The 16,162-nt window shown below is 29.4% G+C and carries 17 protein-coding genes; 6 read left to right on the top strand and 11 right to left on the bottom strand.

Annotated elements, in window-relative coordinates:
• Positions 1–3 precede the first annotated feature (3 nt).
• Both gap and P3875_RS07930 read left to right on the top strand, forming a co-directional pair.
• A complete protein-coding gene (gene gap, locus P3875_RS07935) occupies positions 4–1,008 on the top strand; it encodes a type I glyceraldehyde-3-phosphate dehydrogenase (protein WP_303443424.1) in 1,005 nt (334 codons plus the stop codon).
• Between the two features lie 32 nt (positions 1,009–1,040).
• Positions 1,041–1,886: an N-acetylglucosamine kinase gene (locus P3875_RS07930; RefSeq protein WP_303443423.1), complete on the top strand. Its 846-nt coding sequence runs from the start codon at positions 1,041–1,043 to the stop codon at positions 1,884–1,886.
• A gap of 28 nt (positions 1,887–1,914) precedes the next feature.
• Here the strand turns inward: P3875_RS07930 and P3875_RS07925 are convergent, their stop codons facing one another.
• From P3875_RS07925 to P3875_RS07900, 6 genes are all read right to left on the bottom strand, one after another.
• Positions 1,915–2,412 (bottom strand): hypothetical protein, encoded by a 498-nt coding sequence (locus P3875_RS07925; protein WP_303443422.1) that lies wholly within the window; start codon positions 2,410–2,412, stop codon positions 1,915–1,917.
• Between the two features lie 123 nt (positions 2,413–2,535).
• Positions 2,536–3,822 (bottom strand): glycosyltransferase, encoded by a 1,287-nt coding sequence (locus P3875_RS07920; protein ID WP_303443421.1) that lies wholly within the window; start codon positions 3,820–3,822, stop codon positions 2,536–2,538.
• Positions 3,823–3,824: 2 nt separating this feature from the next.
• Positions 3,825–4,181 (bottom strand): fluoride efflux transporter CrcB, encoded by a 357-nt coding sequence (crcB, locus tag P3875_RS07915; protein WP_303443420.1) that lies wholly within the window; start codon positions 4,179–4,181, stop codon positions 3,825–3,827.
• Between the two features lie 15 nt (positions 4,182–4,196).
• A complete protein-coding gene (locus P3875_RS07910) occupies positions 4,197–6,623 on the bottom strand; it encodes a YfhO family protein (RefSeq protein WP_303443419.1) in 2,427 nt (808 codons plus the stop codon).
• 77 nt (positions 6,624–6,700) lie between these two features.
• Positions 6,701–6,979, bottom strand: a complete 279-nt coding sequence (locus P3875_RS07905) for a DUF4834 family protein (RefSeq protein ID WP_303443418.1) — start codon at positions 6,977–6,979, stop codon at positions 6,701–6,703.
• 74 nt (positions 6,980–7,053) lie between these two features.
• Positions 7,054–7,422 carry a rhodanese-like domain-containing protein gene (locus P3875_RS07900; protein WP_303443417.1) on the bottom strand — a complete coding sequence of 123 codons (369 nt, stop codon included), beginning with the start codon at positions 7,420–7,422 and terminating at the stop codon, positions 7,054–7,056.
• Between the two features lie 326 nt (positions 7,423–7,748).
• Here P3875_RS07900 and P3875_RS07895 point away from each other — a divergent pair, with 326 nt between their 5' ends.
• Complete coding sequence (locus P3875_RS07895; protein ID WP_303443416.1) at positions 7,749–8,066, top strand: hypothetical protein; 318 nt, start codon at positions 7,749–7,751, stop codon at positions 8,064–8,066.
• A 232-nt stretch (positions 8,067–8,298) separates the two neighbouring features.
• Positions 8,299–9,657 carry an oxygen-independent coproporphyrinogen III oxidase gene (gene hemN, locus P3875_RS07890; protein WP_303443415.1) on the top strand — a complete coding sequence of 453 codons (1,359 nt, stop codon included), beginning with the start codon at positions 8,299–8,301 and terminating at the stop codon, positions 9,655–9,657.
• Between the two features lie 39 nt (positions 9,658–9,696).
• Here the strand turns inward: hemN and P3875_RS07885 are convergent, their stop codons facing one another.
• The 3 genes from P3875_RS07885 to P3875_RS07875 form a co-directional block, all read right to left on the bottom strand.
• A complete protein-coding gene (locus tag P3875_RS07885) occupies positions 9,697–10,896 on the bottom strand; it encodes an NAD(P)-dependent oxidoreductase (RefSeq protein WP_303443414.1) in 1,200 nt (399 codons plus the stop codon).
• An 82-nt stretch (positions 10,897–10,978) separates the two neighbouring features.
• Positions 10,979–11,176, bottom strand: coding sequence for a hypothetical protein (locus P3875_RS07880; protein WP_303443413.1), 198 nt, complete (start codon positions 11,174–11,176; stop codon positions 10,979–10,981).
• A gap of 36 nt (positions 11,177–11,212) precedes the next feature.
• Complete coding sequence (locus tag P3875_RS07875) at positions 11,213–11,770, bottom strand: DUF7935 family protein (RefSeq protein ID WP_303443412.1); 558 nt, start codon at positions 11,768–11,770, stop codon at positions 11,213–11,215.
• Between the two features lie 97 nt (positions 11,771–11,867).
• Here P3875_RS07875 and P3875_RS07870 point away from each other — a divergent pair, with 97 nt between their 5' ends.
• Positions 11,868–14,204: an ATP-dependent helicase gene (locus tag P3875_RS07870; protein ID WP_303443411.1), complete on the top strand. Its 2,337-nt coding sequence runs from the start codon at positions 11,868–11,870 to the stop codon at positions 14,202–14,204.
• Entirely contained in the window at positions 14,204–14,824 is a 621-nt protein-coding gene (locus tag P3875_RS07865) for an L-threonylcarbamoyladenylate synthase (RefSeq protein ID WP_303443410.1), read from the top strand. Before P3875_RS07870 ends, P3875_RS07865 begins: the two co-directional genes overlap by 1 nt.
• A 15-nt stretch (positions 14,825–14,839) precedes the next feature.
• On the opposite strand, the gene P3875_RS07860 is transcribed toward P3875_RS07865, so the two are convergent.
• Together P3875_RS07860 and P3875_RS07855 are read right to left on the bottom strand one after the other, a co-directional pair.
• Positions 14,840–15,274, bottom strand: a complete 435-nt coding sequence (locus tag P3875_RS07860) for an NUDIX hydrolase (RefSeq protein ID WP_303443409.1) — start codon at positions 15,272–15,274, stop codon at positions 14,840–14,842.
• Complete coding sequence (locus P3875_RS07855; RefSeq protein ID WP_303443408.1) at positions 15,275–16,132, bottom strand: EamA family transporter; 858 nt, start codon at positions 16,130–16,132, stop codon at positions 15,275–15,277.
• Positions 16,133–16,162 lie beyond the last annotated feature (30 nt).

The following is a 16,162-nucleotide window of genomic DNA, read 5'->3' as shown; positions in this document are numbered from 1 at the left end:
ATTATGGAAAAAATAAAAATTGGGATAAACGGATTTGGTAGAATTGGTCGTTTGGTTTTACGAGAATCTTTTGAACGTAATGATATTGACGTTGTTGCAATTAACGATTTAATGGATGTAGAACTTTTAGCATATATTTTAAAATACGATTCGGTTCACGGAACTTTTAAAGGCGAAATTGAAATTAAAGAAAATGATTTAATTGTAAATGATACTAAAATTAGAGTTACTGCTGAAAAAGATCCAACATTATTAAAATGGAACGAAGTAAATGCAGCTATAGTTGTTGATTGTACGGGTATTTTTAAAACACTTGAAACAGCCAGTTTACATTTAAAAGCAGGTGCTGAAAAAGTGGTTATTTCTTCACCATCTGATGATGTTCCAATGTTTGTAATGGGCGTAAACCACTATGAAATGAAAGCTTCTCAAAAAATAATTTCAAATGCATCGTGTACTACAAACTGCTTGGCACCAATTGCCAAAATTTTAAACGATAATTTTGGAATTGAAGAAGGATTAATGACAACGGTGCATGCTGCAACAGCATCGCAAATGGTAGTTGATGGTGCTTCAAAAAAGGATTTTCGCGGAGGGCGTTCAGCTTTAAATAACATTATTCCAGCAAGTACAGGTGCAGCAAAAGCAGTTACAAAAGTAATACCAGAACTAACAGGTAAACTTACCGGAATGGCTTTTAGAATACCAACACCAAACGTATCGGTTGTAGATTTAACAGTTAAATTAAAAACACCAACAACCTATGATAATATAATGAAGGTGTTTAAAAATGCTGCCGAAAATGAATTTAAAAACATAATTGGTTTTACAAATGAAGCTGTAGTTTCACAAGACTTTCTTTCAGACGCCCGTATTTCAATAATTGATGCAGATGCTGGTATAGCGTTAAACGATACTTTTTTTAAAATTGTTTCGTGGTATGATAACGAATATGGTTATTCTGCCAAACTTTTAGACCTAATTGCTTATACAAGTCGATTAAAATAACGTATTTTGCCAAAAAATAAATTCATTTTTATATGAAATTTGTAGTTGATAGTGGTTCAACCAAAGCAGATTGGTTGTTGTTTAATAATAAACAAAATTTAGGTGTATATAATACTTTAGGTTTAAATCCTGAAGTTTTAACAACCAGTGTTTTAACAGAACGTATTTTATGTAACGAAGAAATTGCTAATTTACGCACAGCAATAAAAGAAGTATATTTTTATGGATCGGGTTGTAGTACACCTCATTCTAAAGAAACTATGCTTCAAGCTTTAAAAAATGTTTTTGAAAATGCAGTTTTTTTCAAAATTTTAGAAGATACTTATGCAGCAGTTTATGCAACATGTGCAGATTTACAACCAGGAATTGTTTGTATAAATGGAACAGGATCAAACTGTAGCTATTTTAATGGCAATACAGTTGAACAAGCGGTAGAGTCGTTAGGATATTTAGCAATGGACGATTGTTCAGGCGTTGAATTTGGAAGAAATTTAATTCGCGCTTATTATTTTAATTCAATGCCAAAAGATTTAAAAAGTAAGTTTGAAGAAGATTATAATTTAGATGCCGATTTTATTAAAAGGAATTTTTATAAAGAACCCAATCCAAATGCATATTTAGCATCGTTTTTACCGTTTTTAATAGCCAATAAACAACATGATTTTTTACAAGAAATGATAACTAAAAGTTTTCAATTTTTTATAGATCATTACATTAAGCAATATGAAAATTATTTAAAAGTGCCCGTTCATTTTATAGGTTCAACAGCTTATTTATTGCAAGATGAATTTAAACGAATACTTGAAAAAAACAACTTAAAAGCAGGTGTTTTTTTTCAAAAGCCTTTAGATGGTTTAATAGAATTTCATAAAAAATAAAGGAACCTATTTAGGTTCCTTTATTTTTTTAAAATTTATAACGTACACTTAAAGCAATGTCTGGTCCAAAGCTTTCGTGAAAATCGTTGTTTAATAAATAAATTTCAGGTTTAAAATCTAAAGCAACTTGTATCGGAATATCAAAGTTATATTCAATTCCTACTTGTCCGCTAGCAAATAAAAACAAATCATTTTCTTTATAGTGGTTATTTCCATATTTGTAGTCATAAGACCAAGAACCAATACCACCACCAACACCAGCGTACCAATAAAAACCTCCGTCTATATTCCAAAACCATTGGTAAATACCAGTTGCTTTAACAGCATCGTAGTTGTTAGATGAACGCCATCCTAAATCAACCTCTAGACGGTTGTCATCACTTAATAATCTTTGGTAAGAAATTTCGGCACCAACACCGTCGTTATCACCAAAACGTAAACCTAAAGCATTTTTAGAAACGCTATTCTGTGCTTGAGCTGCAATACCAAATAAAGCTATGCAACTTACTAATAAAACTTTTTTCATAATTCTTATTTTTAAGTAAAAATAGGAGTTTTAAAGTAAAAATGCAAATTTAATACTCATTAATTGTGATACTGTTGTTTTTATTAGTTAATTTTTGTTAAATTAATATTTTGTATGCCGTAATTACAGCAAATTAGTAATAACATTAGCTAATTTTTCTGTTAATTTTTTTCTGCTGTAATATTGTAATCCAATACCATAAATGTGTAGGTTGTTTTGTTTAAAATGAGAATAGCTTTCTAAAATATATGTTTTTAGTTTTTGTTTTTCGGTATAATTAAAATAACATCCACAGTTGGTTTCTTTTAAAATTTTTTCAACATCACTTTCAACTGGTCCCAAAGCAATAATTGGTCTTTCTGCAGCCATATATTCAAAAAGTTTACCAGGTATAATTCCTTTTGTTTCGTGCGAATCTATTTCAATTAGCAATAACATTTGCGATTTACGTTGATTTATTAAAGCTTCGGTATGCGAAACATATCCTAAATTAGTGACATAGCTCTCTAACTTATATTTTTTAAGAGTTTCTATAATTTCTGAACTTATTTTACCTAAAAGCTTCAATTCAAAATCATTTTTAAACAGTTCATTTTCAGAAATAATTTCGCTTAAAACTTCCCACAAAATTTTAGGATTACGTTTAGAAAGTAACGAACCTATATGACTTATACTAAATTTTTTATCAAGTAAAGGCTTTTCTATTTTTTCAATATCATATCCATTAGTGATTACATGAATAGGCTTTTGAGTAATTGCAGCAAACTCATTTTTTGTTGTATAACTGGTTGTAATAATACAGTTTGCACTGTTTAGAACTTCAAATTCTAATCTTTTATGCTTTTTTTGTGCAAATTTTGTAAGTTTTAATTCTTTGTGATAACCAATATTTGTCCACGGATCTCTGAAATCGGCAATCCATTTTACGTTATTCTTTCTTTGTAATTCGTAACCAATTAAATGTAAACTATGCGGAGGACCAGTGGTAATTATGGTATCAATATTATTAGTGGATATATAATTTGAGAGGTAATTTACAGAAGGCTTTACCCAAGCTACGCGTGCATCAGGAATAAAAAAATTACCACGTATAAACAACATTGTTTTTTCTAATAACGATTGTTTTTTATTGTCTTTAATTAATCCTGAACTTATAGATTTAGTACTTTTTTTAGAAAACAAAGAAGCTATTTTATAAGGTTCTTTAATTGGTTGTTTAAGAACTATGGTCGTTTTTTGAATATCGTTTATTAAATCGTTGTCTATAATTGGATATGTTGCGTTTTCAGGAACGTACACAATGGGTTGTATATTAAAATCTGGTAAATATTTAGTAAATTTTAACCATCGTTGTACACCTGGACCACCTGCAGGCGGCCAATAATACGATATTATTAATACTTTTTTCATATTTATGAAATGTTTTTGGCTAAGAAATATCCTATCATAACAGCTACAACTCCTAAAATAATCGTTAAAAATAAATAGCTAATAAATTGCAAATAGTTTTCGTTTTGTATCATTTTAAAAAGATCCAATGAAAAGGTTGAAAAAGTTGTAAACCCGCCACAAAAACCAATTCCCAAAATAACGTATAACTGTTGGTTATTTGTAGCATATTTAAAAAATAGAAAGCCTAAAAATAGGCTTCCTAATGTATTTACAAATAATGTTGCAATGGGATAGTTTTGTAGCGAAATTAGTTTACCTATTTCATATCTACAAATGGTACCAAAAGCACCTGCTATTGCTAATGCAAAAATGTTCATTAGTTAATTTTTTGATTACTTTTTTTTGTTTTTATTGATGTATATAACACTTAACACAATTATAATTAAAGCTAAAATTGAAGTTATTAATGAAATGATACTTCCGGTTTTTATTACATCGGGTTTAAATTCAAAAATAATTTTATGACTACCTGCAGGTATAACTAAACCACGTAACGTATAATTTACTTCAATCATATTCGCAGGTTTGTCATCTATAGTAATTTGCCATCCTTTTGGATAATAAATTTCAGAAAAAACCGCAAAACCTTCATTTGAATTTGTTGATTGATACGATAATTTATTAGGTTGATAGTTTGTGAGTTTTATAACTGCTAAACTATCGGTTTTAAATTGAGTATTTTTTAGTTGCGCATTTTTGTAAACTAATGCTGTTTGTTTTGATTTAAACGTTTTTAGTTTTTTCATCATTTCATCGGCATTTGCAACCGTTTCAATAGCATTTACAAACCATGCATTACCATTAACTTCAGGGTTTTCTAAAGCTATATCTTGTCCTTCTTCGTTTTTATTGATAACATATTTTACATTTAACATGTTTAAAACTTCCAAGTTTTGTTGTGCAATTTGGTAATCTAACAAATCTTGAATTTTTTTAGGTTTAGCCGCGTGATATCCACCTAAAGATTTATGAAAATACGAGCTGCGTGCACTACTAAAACCACCTTGTTGTTCATAAACTCTAAAATGTGATGTGTCTTTTAAAATATGCGCATCGGCTGGGGTAATTTCAAAAGGTTGTTCAACTAGCGTTTTTGACACAAAATTATCTTTATTAACATAATTGGTATCAACCGAAACCAAATCTATTACACCTAAAACACCAACTAGAATTACAGCAATTTTAGCATTTATTTTTTCTTTATTAAAAGCAAATAAAACGGCTAAAGCTAAAGCAATAAAAGCAAAAGTTCTTAATAAATCGCTAGTGTACATAGCTTTACGATCGCTAACTAAAGCTGCAATAAAATCGGTACCACTGTCTTGAAAAACTTGCGCATAATAACTGTCGTTTGCCCCTTCAAAAGGCATCGATCCTTTTAAAATAAATAATATTACAAAAATACTTCCAAAGATAATTGCAGATAACTTTAAAGACTTTAATTGTTGTTCTTTCGATGCTTTAAAATAGGCTTGTAAACCTAAAATTGCTAGTACTGGAAAACATAATTCTGCAATTACTTGTATTGATGTTATAGCTCTGAATTTATTGTATAAAGGCAAATTATCAATTAAAAAATTGGTTAAAAAGAAATTATGTCCCCATGAAAGTGCAATCGAAAACAAGGCACCAAAACCTAAATAATATTTTACTTTTCTATCGTCTACAAAAAAGCATAAAACAGCTAAAAATAAAACAATAGCACCAATATATGCAGGCGCTGCTACAATTGGTTGATTGCCCCAATAAGTTGGTGCATGGTCTGCAAATTGCTGGGCAGGTGAGGGGTCGTATCCTTGACTTTGTAATAAATTTGAAACAAATTGATACGTGTTTGATTTTGTACCGATATTTTCACCATTACCGCCACCTGTAATTCGTGGAACCAATAAATTAAAAGTTTCAAAAATACCATAACTATATTCCGTAATGTATTCATGAGTCATGGCATTGGTTGATTCTTTTAAAGAACCATCGGGTGCTATCGTTAATTCACTATCGCTTCGTGTACTAAATTTCGCATATTCTTGAGTTGCCAATAAATTAGTAGCATTTAAACCTATTGCTAAAAATCCAGTAATTGCAAAAACACCGTAAATTTTAAAAAGATTGGCAAATTGTTTTTCTTTTATGTATTGAATTGAATGATAAACAGTTACAATTATTAAAAATAAAAGTAAATAATACGTCATTTGAAAGTGATTAGCCGAAATTTCTAACGCAGCAGCAATCATTGTTAAAATTCCGCCCAATAAATATTTTCGTTTAAAAACTAAATGTACACCAGCTAAAACCATTGGCATATAAGCAATTGCATGTGCTTTTGCATTATGACCTGCACCTAAAATTACTATTAAATATGTTGAAAAACCAAATAGTAATGCACCTATGAATGCTTTTAAAGGTTTTACTTTATAAGTAAGCAATAATAAGTAAAAACCTATGAAATAAAGAAAAACATAATCGGCAGGACGCGGTAAGAAACGAATAACCGAATCGAGTTGTTTTATATAATTATGTGGATATTTAGCTCCTAATTGATAAGTTGGCATACCACCAAAAGCATTGTTTACCCAATAGGTTTCTTGTTGATGGGTTTCGCGAAAATTATTTAGTTCTTTTGCCATTCCCGTGTACTGAACAATATCAGATTGCATGATTTGCTTACCTGAAAGTACAGGGTAAAAATATGCCAAAGCAACAACTACAAAACCAACAATTGCAAGCAAGTGCGGTACATAGTTTTTAAAATTTTTCATAGTTTTTAAATTTGTTGCTAAATGTACTTAATATTTGGGAAATGCAAAAAAAAAGTCTTGCAATGCAAGACTTAAAATTATTCTATTTCTTCAAAATCAATGTATTCGCCAACTTTCTTTTTTTCTTTAGGAATTTTATTTTGTTTGATATCGGTTTCAAAATTATTTGATTGCGAAGTATCTGTTTGCTGGTTTTGATAAGCTTGCTGTTGTTTTTGAAAATTTTCAGTTACTTTATTCACAGCTTTATGTAGCAAATAGGGTGCAAGAAGCTTAAAAGCAAACTTCAACAAATAATAAACTAAAACTAAAATTAAAATTGTTTTTATAAAACTTTGAAAAGACGCGTGGTCCATTTTTTATTTATTTTTAAAATATAAAATCAAATATACCAACTAGAATTTTATAATTTCTTATAAAAATCTTAAAATTATTTTTGTTTTACAGCAGGTGCTTCCTCAATCCATTTTTCGTAGCCGCCTTCTAATTGCGTAACATTTGCAAATCCTTCGGCTTTTAAACGTTCAATAGCTTCGTTACTTGTAAAACCGGTTTGGCAAAAAACAATAATTTCTTTATCTTTTGATATGTTCATAATAAAGTTTTTGAATTCTTCTTCGTGGAAATTTAAATTCATTGCGCCAGGTATGGTTCCTTCTTTGTATTCTTCGGTTGATCTAATATCAATTAAAATAGGAGTCTTTTCTAGTTTTTGAACTAACTGTTTTTTATCAATTTGTTGTGCAGTTGCTGCAAATCCACTTAGAATAATACTTAAAATTAAAATAAATTGTTTCATAATTTGTTGGGTTTATTAAGACAAATATCAGAAATTATTTTTTCTTAGCGCGTAAATTTATATAAAAATAAAACAAGGTTCCGAGGCCAAGTTGTAAGCTCCCCCAAAAAAATTACAGTTATAACATTCTATCTTTACTTATTAAAATAATGATTGATTATATTTGATAAATATTTAATTTAGAAGTAGTTCAAAGTCGGTAGATTTTGCGCTGCGTGGGCAATTTTTAATTATTAATTATCGCATGGATTACAAATCCGCGCGATCGGGTATCTTTACTTAATAAAAATTAAATTACAATATTATATTTAAATATAGAAACCGATGTGGTTCACTTTACAGAAAGTAAGAATACAAAAATTATAAACAAAATATTATCATTTTTCATACCAATTGCAAACCCTGATTTTGATGATAAAATTTTTTTTATATCCAATTGGTTTTTGGAGTTTGATAATAAAAATAGTATACCAAATAGGGAGATCGGATTAAATTCAGAAGGTGAAGTAATCTTAAAAATGCCTTATAAAGAGAATTGTGGGTATTGGGTTGATAATAATTTGACTTATAATGATTTTAAAGAAACTTTTAAATATAAAATTATAGATGAAGAAATTTTTCAAAAAAAATGGATAATGCTATAAGGTGGTATATAAAATGTGTTGATGATATTTGAAACCCTTTTAAACTGTAGCTTTTTAAGATATTAATTTAAGGTAAAATTGGTAAATAGTAACACAGCGTGTTTTAAATGTGTTGATTAGATTAATACATGTATTTATGTTTAGCTTTTGATTGTATTTGTTACAGATTTATTATGATAAATATCAGAAATTGTTTTTTGCTTAACATGTAAATTTGTATAAAAATAAAACAATGAATCAATTAATAAATAAATACAATGTTCCGGGGCCACGTTACACCAGTTATCCTACCGTACCATATTGGAATGTAAATGAATTCACCAAAGATAAATGGCTTAATAACTTACATGAAAACTTTAAATTAAGTAACGCAACTAACGGAATATCAATATATATACATTTACCATATTGCGAAAGTTTGTGTACGTTTTGTGGATGCCATAAACATATAACCAAACAACATAAAGTAGAAGCGCCTTATATTGACGCCGTTTTAAAAGAATGGCAAATGTATTTAAATAGTTTTAACAGTAAACCTTTAATTAAAGAATTGCATTTAGGTGGCGGTACACCAACTTTTTTTAGTTGTAGCGAACTTAAACGCTTAGTAAATGGTATTTTTAAAGATGCTACTAAGCATTCTGAAATTGAAATGAGTTTTGAAGGCCATCCTAACAATACAACTTTTGAACATTTACAAACACTTTTTGATTTAGGCTTTAAACGAGTGAGTTTTGGCGTGCAAGATTACGATGAAAAGGTGCAGCAGGCTATTAACAGAAAACAAACTTTTGAAAAAGTTAAAGAAGTTACTATGAATGCGCGATTAATTGGTTACGAATCGGTTACGCATGATATTATTTATGGATTGCCTTTTCAAACTATTGAAAGTATTCAGCAATCAATTCAAAAAACTGCGGATTTATTACCCGATAGAATTTCGTTTTATTCATACGCCCATGTGCCGTGGATAAAAGGTAATGGACAACGTGGTTTTAAAGATGAAGATATTCCTAAAAGCGAAATTAAAAGAAAGTTATATGAAATTGGTAGAGAAATGTTACAAGAAATTGGATATTTTGAAATTGGTATGGATCATTTTGCTTTACCTACCGATTTGTTGTATAAATCATACAAAAACAATACATTACATAGAAATTTTATGGGGTATACACCTTTTAAAACTAATGTTTTAATTGGTTTAGGTGTGTCGGCAATTAGTGATTGTAGCAATGCTTTTGCGCAAAACGAAAAAAAGATTGATTTGTATTTAGCTAAAGTAAATAATAACGAATTACCCGTTTTTAAAGGACATATTTTAAATGAAACCGATTTAGTTTTAAGAAATTGTATACTAGATATAATTTGTAAATTTTATACTGATTTAACTAAAGTTTATGCCATTATTCCTAAAGAAGATTTATTGAATCGATTAAGTGAATTTATTGATGATAAGTTAATTATCATTGAAAATAATAAATTGAATGTTACTGATTTAGGTAAAACTTTTGTTAGAAATATTTGTATGGCTTTTGACGATTATTTAATCAAAGATCAACCCGAAACACAAATTTTTTCCATGACTATTTAATACAAAATATCCCGAGAATTTTCTCGGGATATTAACTTTTTAATCTTCAACAAAATCAGTTAAATAAGCAAAACGATCTGTTAATTTACCATTTTCACAAATAGTACCTCGTTTTAAAATTTCATCTTTATCATTATTAAAAAATGCAGGAATAATGTGTTCTAAAAACATTTCACCAAAACCTTCGCTTGCATCTTTTGGTAATTCACATGGTAAATTATCTACAGCCATAACAACAACTGCTGCAGGATGATCTACTGGTACTTCTTTATTTTCACGTGGATAATATCCATAAATTGGCTCAGCAATCGTAGATGCGCGTAACGTACAATCAATAGGACCGTCAATATCGCATGAAATATCAGCTACTACTTTTATATTGTTTTTAGCGCTATTTAACATTTGCTGCGTTAGAATTTTTGGAGATCCGTCTTTATAAAAATGTCCAGCAATAAAAATATCGGCTACTTGAGCAAATTTTTCAAAATCGCTTTCATAATTCATAGGATTTTCTTTAAAATCTTCAAAATTACCTTTGGTACCGTCTAATTTTCGGTAATAATCTTCCACATCTATATGTACATACACCGATTCGTCAAATTCTTGTTTCAAAAATTGATCGATTGATACATGTTTTATTTTCATGGCATCAAGTACTTCTTTAGCACCAAAACCAACTTTACCTTTGCCAGTTAAAACTATTTTTAAAGGTGGTATATAATTGCGATTTAAACTTTGTAATAATTCCTTTTGGCTATTTAATTGCTCAGCTTTTTTTAAATTGAATAATTCATATTTAATACCAAAGGCTCTAAAAGCATTATAAGCACCAACAATACCAGCGTATCTACCAAAACCTATTAAACGTGCACCGTGTTCGTCAACTAATGTTTCGTGATCAATTAAACGAATGTTTTTTTGCAAGCATGTTTGTAATAACTTTTTGTTATACTTTTGCTTTTTAATGGTATGTGAAAAAAAGAAATAAGTTTTATTTGGAATTAATTTATCAATTGGCACTTCTTTTACACCAAACAATACATCGCAATCAGTTAAATCTTCAGAAACTTCAAAGCCAAGTTCTTGGTATTCTTCGTCTTTAAAGATACGTATAGGCGAGGTTTCTACCTTAAAACTTGCAGTAGGATAGGTGTTTTTAAAAATTAATAATTCTTGAGGTGAAAAAACAACACGTTTATCGGGCGGAGTTTTACCTTCGCGTATAATTCCAAATTTCATATATTACGTTTTACTATTTAGCGAATATATAAAATTAAAAGTTTAAATAAAAAAAAGGTATTCTAAATGAATACCTTTTTAATTAATCACAGCTTACGTTTTGGTAAATTTTGTCTTCATCTTTAACTTTTCCATCGCAATTGCCATCTAAAGTGCCAATATAGCGTAATTGTGGTTGTTCTTCAGTTCCAATGTTTTCAAAAACTTCGCAATGACAAGTGTCGCTAGATTCACAACTTGCAAAAAATGCAACACTTACAAACATTATTATTTTTTTCATGCGTTTAAATATTTAGTCACTAAAATATATCAAAAATTAAACCAAATTTTTAAATTCTAATTTTAAACGATTTTTTGCTAAATCTGTAACAGAATTTTGTTCTTTAATAGTTAGCAATTTTTGTTGTAAATCATTTGCATTATTTACATCAGTTAATAAGCTGGTTTTTAAAATTTGTTGAATAATAGTTTGTTTAGCTGTAGCAATTAAAGCCCAAGCTTCTTCGGTTACATATAATTGTTGCGATATGTTAAAATCAAACTCTTGTTCAATATTTTGTATTAAAAAATGAGCATAATCTTGTTTTAAATTAGAAATAGGACTAATTCGCGATACAAGTTTATGTAAATCAATACGTTCCATTAAAATGATTAAACGCTCATAAGCTTGAACAATTTGTGGGGTTGATTTACGTGCAACTGGTTCATTAACAGGTGTGAAAGAGGGTTGTTTTAAACGTGCACGCAACATTTTTTCTGCTTCGTTGTCGCGGGCAATTGCTTTTCTGTTAACAATATAAAATAAAAGTACAATAACTACTAAACCAAGTAAAATAAGTAACGATTCTTTCCAATCAACTTGTATATCTAACATTTTTATAATTTTTAAAAAACAAATATAAACCTAAATTAATATTATTTGCTACTTATTTTTAGTAGTAGTAACTTTGTTTTTTTCTGAAAATAATTTTATGCAACAATATATCGATCAATTAAACGAAGCGCAACGGGCACCTGTATTGCAAAAAAACGGTGCAATGATTATAATTGCTGGTGCCGGATCGGGTAAAACACGAGTTTTAACCTTACGCATTGCTTATTTAATGCATTTAGGGGTTGATGCTTTTAACATTTTAGCATTAACGTTTACCAACAAAGCCGCACGCGAAATGAAGGAGCGTATTTCTAAAATTGTTGGTTCAGCCGAAGCTAAAAACTTATGGATGGGTACATTTCACTCAGTTTTTGCTCGTATTTTACGTGCCGAAGCTGATAAATTAGGGTATCCTTCAAATTTTACTATTTACGATTCGCAAGATTCACAACGTTTAATAGGTCAAATTATTAAAGAAATGCAGTTAGATAAAGATATTTATAAACCAAACCAGGTTTTAAGCAGAATATCTAACTATAAAAACAACATGATTACTGTTAAAGCATACTTTAACAATCCCGAGTTAATGGAAGCAGATGCCATGGCAAAAAAACCACGTATTGGCGATATTTATCAGGCATATGTAGAGCGTTGTTTTAAAGCAGGTGCAATGGATTTTGATGATTTATTGTTGAAAACCAACGAATTACTTATTCGTTTTCCTGAGGTTTTATTAAAGTACCAAGATCGTTTTAGATATATTTTGGTAGATGAGTACCAAGATACCAACAATTCACAATATTTAATTGTTAAAGCACTTGCAGATCGTTTTCAGAATATTTGTGTGGTAGGTGATGATGCACAGTCAATTTACGCATTTCGTGGAGCGAACATTAACAATATCTTTAATTTTCAGAAAGATTTTGATAATGTTCAAACCTATCGTTTAGAGCAAAATTATCGTTCATCAAAAAACATAGTTGAAGCCGCAAATACAGTTATCGATAAAAATAAAACGAAGTTAGATAAAGTTGTTTGGACCGAAAATGCCGATGGTTCTAAAATAAAAGTACATCGTTCTATTACCGATGCTGAAGAAGGACGTTTTGTAGCATCAACCATTTTTGAGGAGAAGATGTTACACCAAATGAATAACGGCGATTTTGCTATTTTATACAGAACCAATGCACAATCACGTGCTATGGAAGATGCTTTACGTAAAAAAGATATTCCGTACCGTATTTATGGTGGTTTATCGTTTTACCAACGCAAAGAAATTAAAGATGTTTTAGGTTATTTACGCTTAATTATCAACCCAAAAGATGAAGAAGCGTTGGTGCGTGTAATTAATTACCCAACTCGCGGAATTGGAAATACTACGGTAGAAAAACTAAATGTGGCGGCAAATCACTACAAAAGAAGCATTTTTGAAGTGATGGAGCATATTGATAAAATCGACTTAAAACTTACCGCAGGCACCAAAAGTAAAATAAGTGATTTTGTAACCATGATTAAAAACTTTCAGGTGATAAATCAAAACAACGATGCCTATTACTTAACCGATTATGTAGTTAAAAAAACGGGGTTGGTACAAGAGTTAAAAAAGGACGGTACACCCGAAGGCATAACTCGTTTAGATAATATTGAAGAACTTTTAAACGGTATAAAAGATTTTACAGAAGGTCAAAAAGAAGTTGATGGCGCACGTGGAAGTTTAGCCGAATTTTTAGAAGATGTTGCCCTAGCAAGCGATTTAGATAACGATAAAGGCGATGATGACCGCGTGGCTTTAATGACGATACATTTGGCCAAAGGATTAGAATTTCCAACGGTTTTTGTGGTGGGAATGGAAGAAGATTTGTTTCCAAGTGCTATGAGTGTGAATTCACGTGCCGAATTAGAAGAAGAACGCCGATTGTTTTATGTAGCCTTAACACGTGCCGAACATAAAGCATATTTAACATATGCACAAAGCAGATATCGTTGGGGTAAATTGGTAGATTGTGATCCATCGCGATTTATACAAGAAATTGATCCACAGTATATTGAGTTTTTATCGGCACCAGAAACTAATTACAGGTATAAATCTACCATTAACGATGATATTTTTGGCGATGTGGATAAGTCTAAATTACGTTTAAATAAACCCAAAACTGGTATTCCACCCAAATGGGTAACCGAAAATGAAGCTCCAAAACCAAATCATGATATCAGAAGATTAAAAGATTTAAATAAGATTTCAGCATCAAATGCAACTTCAAACGAAAATATATCATTAAAAGAAGGACAAATAATTATGCACGAACGTTTTGGTAAAGGAAAAATTCTTAACTTAGAAGGTGCAGGAGCCGATAAAAAAGCCGAAATTCACTTTGAAACAGGCGGAATTAAAAAGCTATTACTGCGTTTTGCAAAACTTAATGTATTAGAATAATGGCAAAATTTGTAAAAATATATCCTGAAAATCCTAATGAAAAGGAAATTCAGAAAGTAGTAAAAATACTTAAAGAAGGTGGTTTAATTATTTATCCAACCGATACTGTTTATGGTTTAGGTTGCGATATTACCAATACAAAAGCTTTAGAGCGTATAGCAAAAATTAAAGGAATTAAGCTTGAAAAAGCAAACTTTTCATTTGTTTGTAACGATTTAAGTAACATATCGCAATATGTTAAAAATTTAGATACTACATCATTTAAAATTTTAAAAAGAGCCTTACCAGGGCCTTATACTTTTATTTTGGAAGGAAATAACAACCTACCCAAAGAATTTAAAAAGAAGAAAACAGTAGGTATTAGGGTGCCAAACAATTCAATAGCGTTAGAATTGGTAAAGCATTTAGGAAACCCTATTGTTTCAACATCAATTCACGATGAAGACGAATTAATAGAATATACAACTGATCCTGAATTAATTTTTGAAAAATGGCAAGATAAGGTCGATTTAGTAATTGATGGGGGATATGGCGATAACACTGCATCAACCATTATTGATTTAACTGGACCTGAACCTGAAATAATACGTGAAGGTAAAGGCGATATAGATATAATCTAATACAAAAACCGACTTTTAATAAGTCGGTTTTTGTATATATTTTTCAATTGCATCGCGAATAATTTCAGCATGATCAAAAGCTAAAACAGGTAACTCATTTATTGGAAACCATTTTACATTTTTAGCATCGTCTTTAGCTTTAGCTTCGGCTAAACTATCAATTTCACCGAAAAACGCAACCGAAATGGTATGACTTCTTGGATCTCTTTTTGGATTGCCATACGTTTTAATTTGTTTAACCTGATAAATATTTAAATCGGTTTCTTCAAATAATTCGCGTTTGGCAGCAGTTTCTAATTCTTCATTTTCATCTACAAAACCCCCAGGAAGTGCCCAAAAATCTTTAAAAGGATCGTTTAATCGTTGAATTAATAAAGTTTCAATAATATTTTGATTTTTTCTTATTAAAACAATATCTACAGTAACAAAAATTTTTGGGGTATAAATCATCTATAATAGTTTAAGTTGAATAAGTGCTAATAATAGTACACTTAATATTGCTGTAAAGATACCTATTAAAGCCGAATTTGAAATTTTTTCTTTAAAATAAGTAGTTCCAATTATGGTTCCACCAATGATTACACCTAAGTTCATGGTAATGAATACTAGAGTAGGGGTTTCAATAAAAATTTTATGCGCTTTTAAGTAAAAAAAAATGTTGCAAAAGTTTAAAGCACCTAAAATAAATCCTTGAAAAATTGTTTTTGATTTAATTTTTCCTTTAACAAAAAATAAAAATAAGAAACATACGATAGCACTAATTCCAAAAATTAAAAATAATGCCACAACATAAGGTATGTTTTTATTAGTTGCTAAAATTTTGAACAAAGTATCAACCACACCATAACCAATAAAAACAGATAATAGGTAGAATATGTTTGAATTTCCATGATTTGTGGATTTTTTATACAAAAGCAACACAATACTAATAAACGCAAGCATTATTGCAATTAATTTAGGGAAGGTAAAAATTTCGTTAAATAAATAAAAGCTTAAAACAACAGGAATAATTAAAGATAAACGTTGAAAAATATCTGTTTTGGCTAAACCTGATTTTTTTAGTGATTTATTTAATAATAAAAATATAGTTGGTAATAAAAACCCTAGAGCAAGAACTTGAATTGAAAATGAATTTTTTAATGTATTAAAAGTGATTTTATCATTAAAAAAATAAAAGCTTAAGCTAACAGCAATTACATAATTACTTAAAATAAAAATACAAAAATCTTTTAAATTATTGATTTTAAGCCATTTTATGTAAAATCCCACAATTAAAGAACAAACTAAACTTATGATTAAGGTATGCATATAATGTTAATATTTTTGTTAAAGTCAAGT

Origin of the sequence: Myroides sp. JBRI-B21084, from assembly GCF_030545015.1 — a bacterium.
GTDB lineage: Bacteria > Bacteroidota > Bacteroidia > Flavobacteriales > Flavobacteriaceae > Flavobacterium.
The sequence above is the reverse complement of the archived record's forward strand: the minus strand, read 5'-3'. Positions and strand labels throughout refer to the sequence as shown.

Excerpts from the sequence above, each read along its gene's own strand:
- P3875_RS07880 (WP_303443413.1), bottom strand. The coding sequence starts at position 11,176 with ATGAAAAAAATAATAATGTTTGTAAGTGTTGCATTTTTTGCAAGTTGT.
- P3875_RS07920 (WP_303443421.1), bottom strand. The coding sequence starts at position 3,822 with ATGAAAAAAGTATTAATAATATCGTATTATTGGCCGCCTGCAGGTGGT.
- P3875_RS07925 (WP_303443422.1), bottom strand. The coding sequence starts at position 2,412 with ATGAAAAAAGTTTTATTAGTAAGTTGCATAGCTTTATTTGGTATTGCA.
- P3875_RS07855 (WP_303443408.1), bottom strand. The coding sequence starts at position 16,132 with ATGCATACCTTAATCATAAGTTTAGTTTGTTCTTTAATTGTGGGATTT.
- P3875_RS07860 (WP_303443409.1), bottom strand. The coding sequence starts at position 15,274 with ATGATTTATACCCCAAAAATTTTTGTTACTGTAGATATTGTTTTAATA.
- P3875_RS07910 (WP_303443419.1), bottom strand. The coding sequence starts at position 6,623 with ATGAAAAATTTTAAAAACTATGTACCGCACTTGCTTGCAATTGTTGGT.
- P3875_RS07865 (WP_303443410.1), top strand. The coding sequence starts at position 14,204 with ATGGCAAAATTTGTAAAAATATATCCTGAAAATCCTAATGAAAAGGAA.
- P3875_RS07905 (WP_303443418.1), bottom strand. The coding sequence starts at position 6,979 with ATGGACCACGCGTCTTTTCAAAGTTTTATAAAAACAATTTTAATTTTA.
- hemN (WP_303443415.1), top strand. The coding sequence starts at position 8,299 with ATGAATCAATTAATAAATAAATACAATGTTCCGGGGCCACGTTACACC.
- P3875_RS07870 (WP_303443411.1), top strand. The coding sequence starts at position 11,868 with ATGCAACAATATATCGATCAATTAAACGAAGCGCAACGGGCACCTGTA.
- P3875_RS07930 (WP_303443423.1), top strand. The coding sequence starts at position 1,041 with ATGAAATTTGTAGTTGATAGTGGTTCAACCAAAGCAGATTGGTTGTTG.
- P3875_RS07875 (WP_303443412.1), bottom strand. The coding sequence starts at position 11,770 with ATGTTAGATATACAAGTTGATTGGAAAGAATCGTTACTTATTTTACTT.
- gap (WP_303443424.1), top strand. The coding sequence starts at position 4 with ATGGAAAAAATAAAAATTGGGATAAACGGATTTGGTAGAATTGGTCGT.
- P3875_RS07885 (WP_303443414.1), bottom strand. The coding sequence starts at position 10,896 with ATGAAATTTGGAATTATACGCGAAGGTAAAACTCCGCCCGATAAACGT.
- crcB (WP_303443420.1), bottom strand. The coding sequence starts at position 4,181 with ATGAACATTTTTGCATTAGCAATAGCAGGTGCTTTTGGTACCATTTGT.
- P3875_RS07900 (WP_303443417.1), bottom strand. The coding sequence starts at position 7,422 with ATGAAACAATTTATTTTAATTTTAAGTATTATTCTAAGTGGATTTGCA.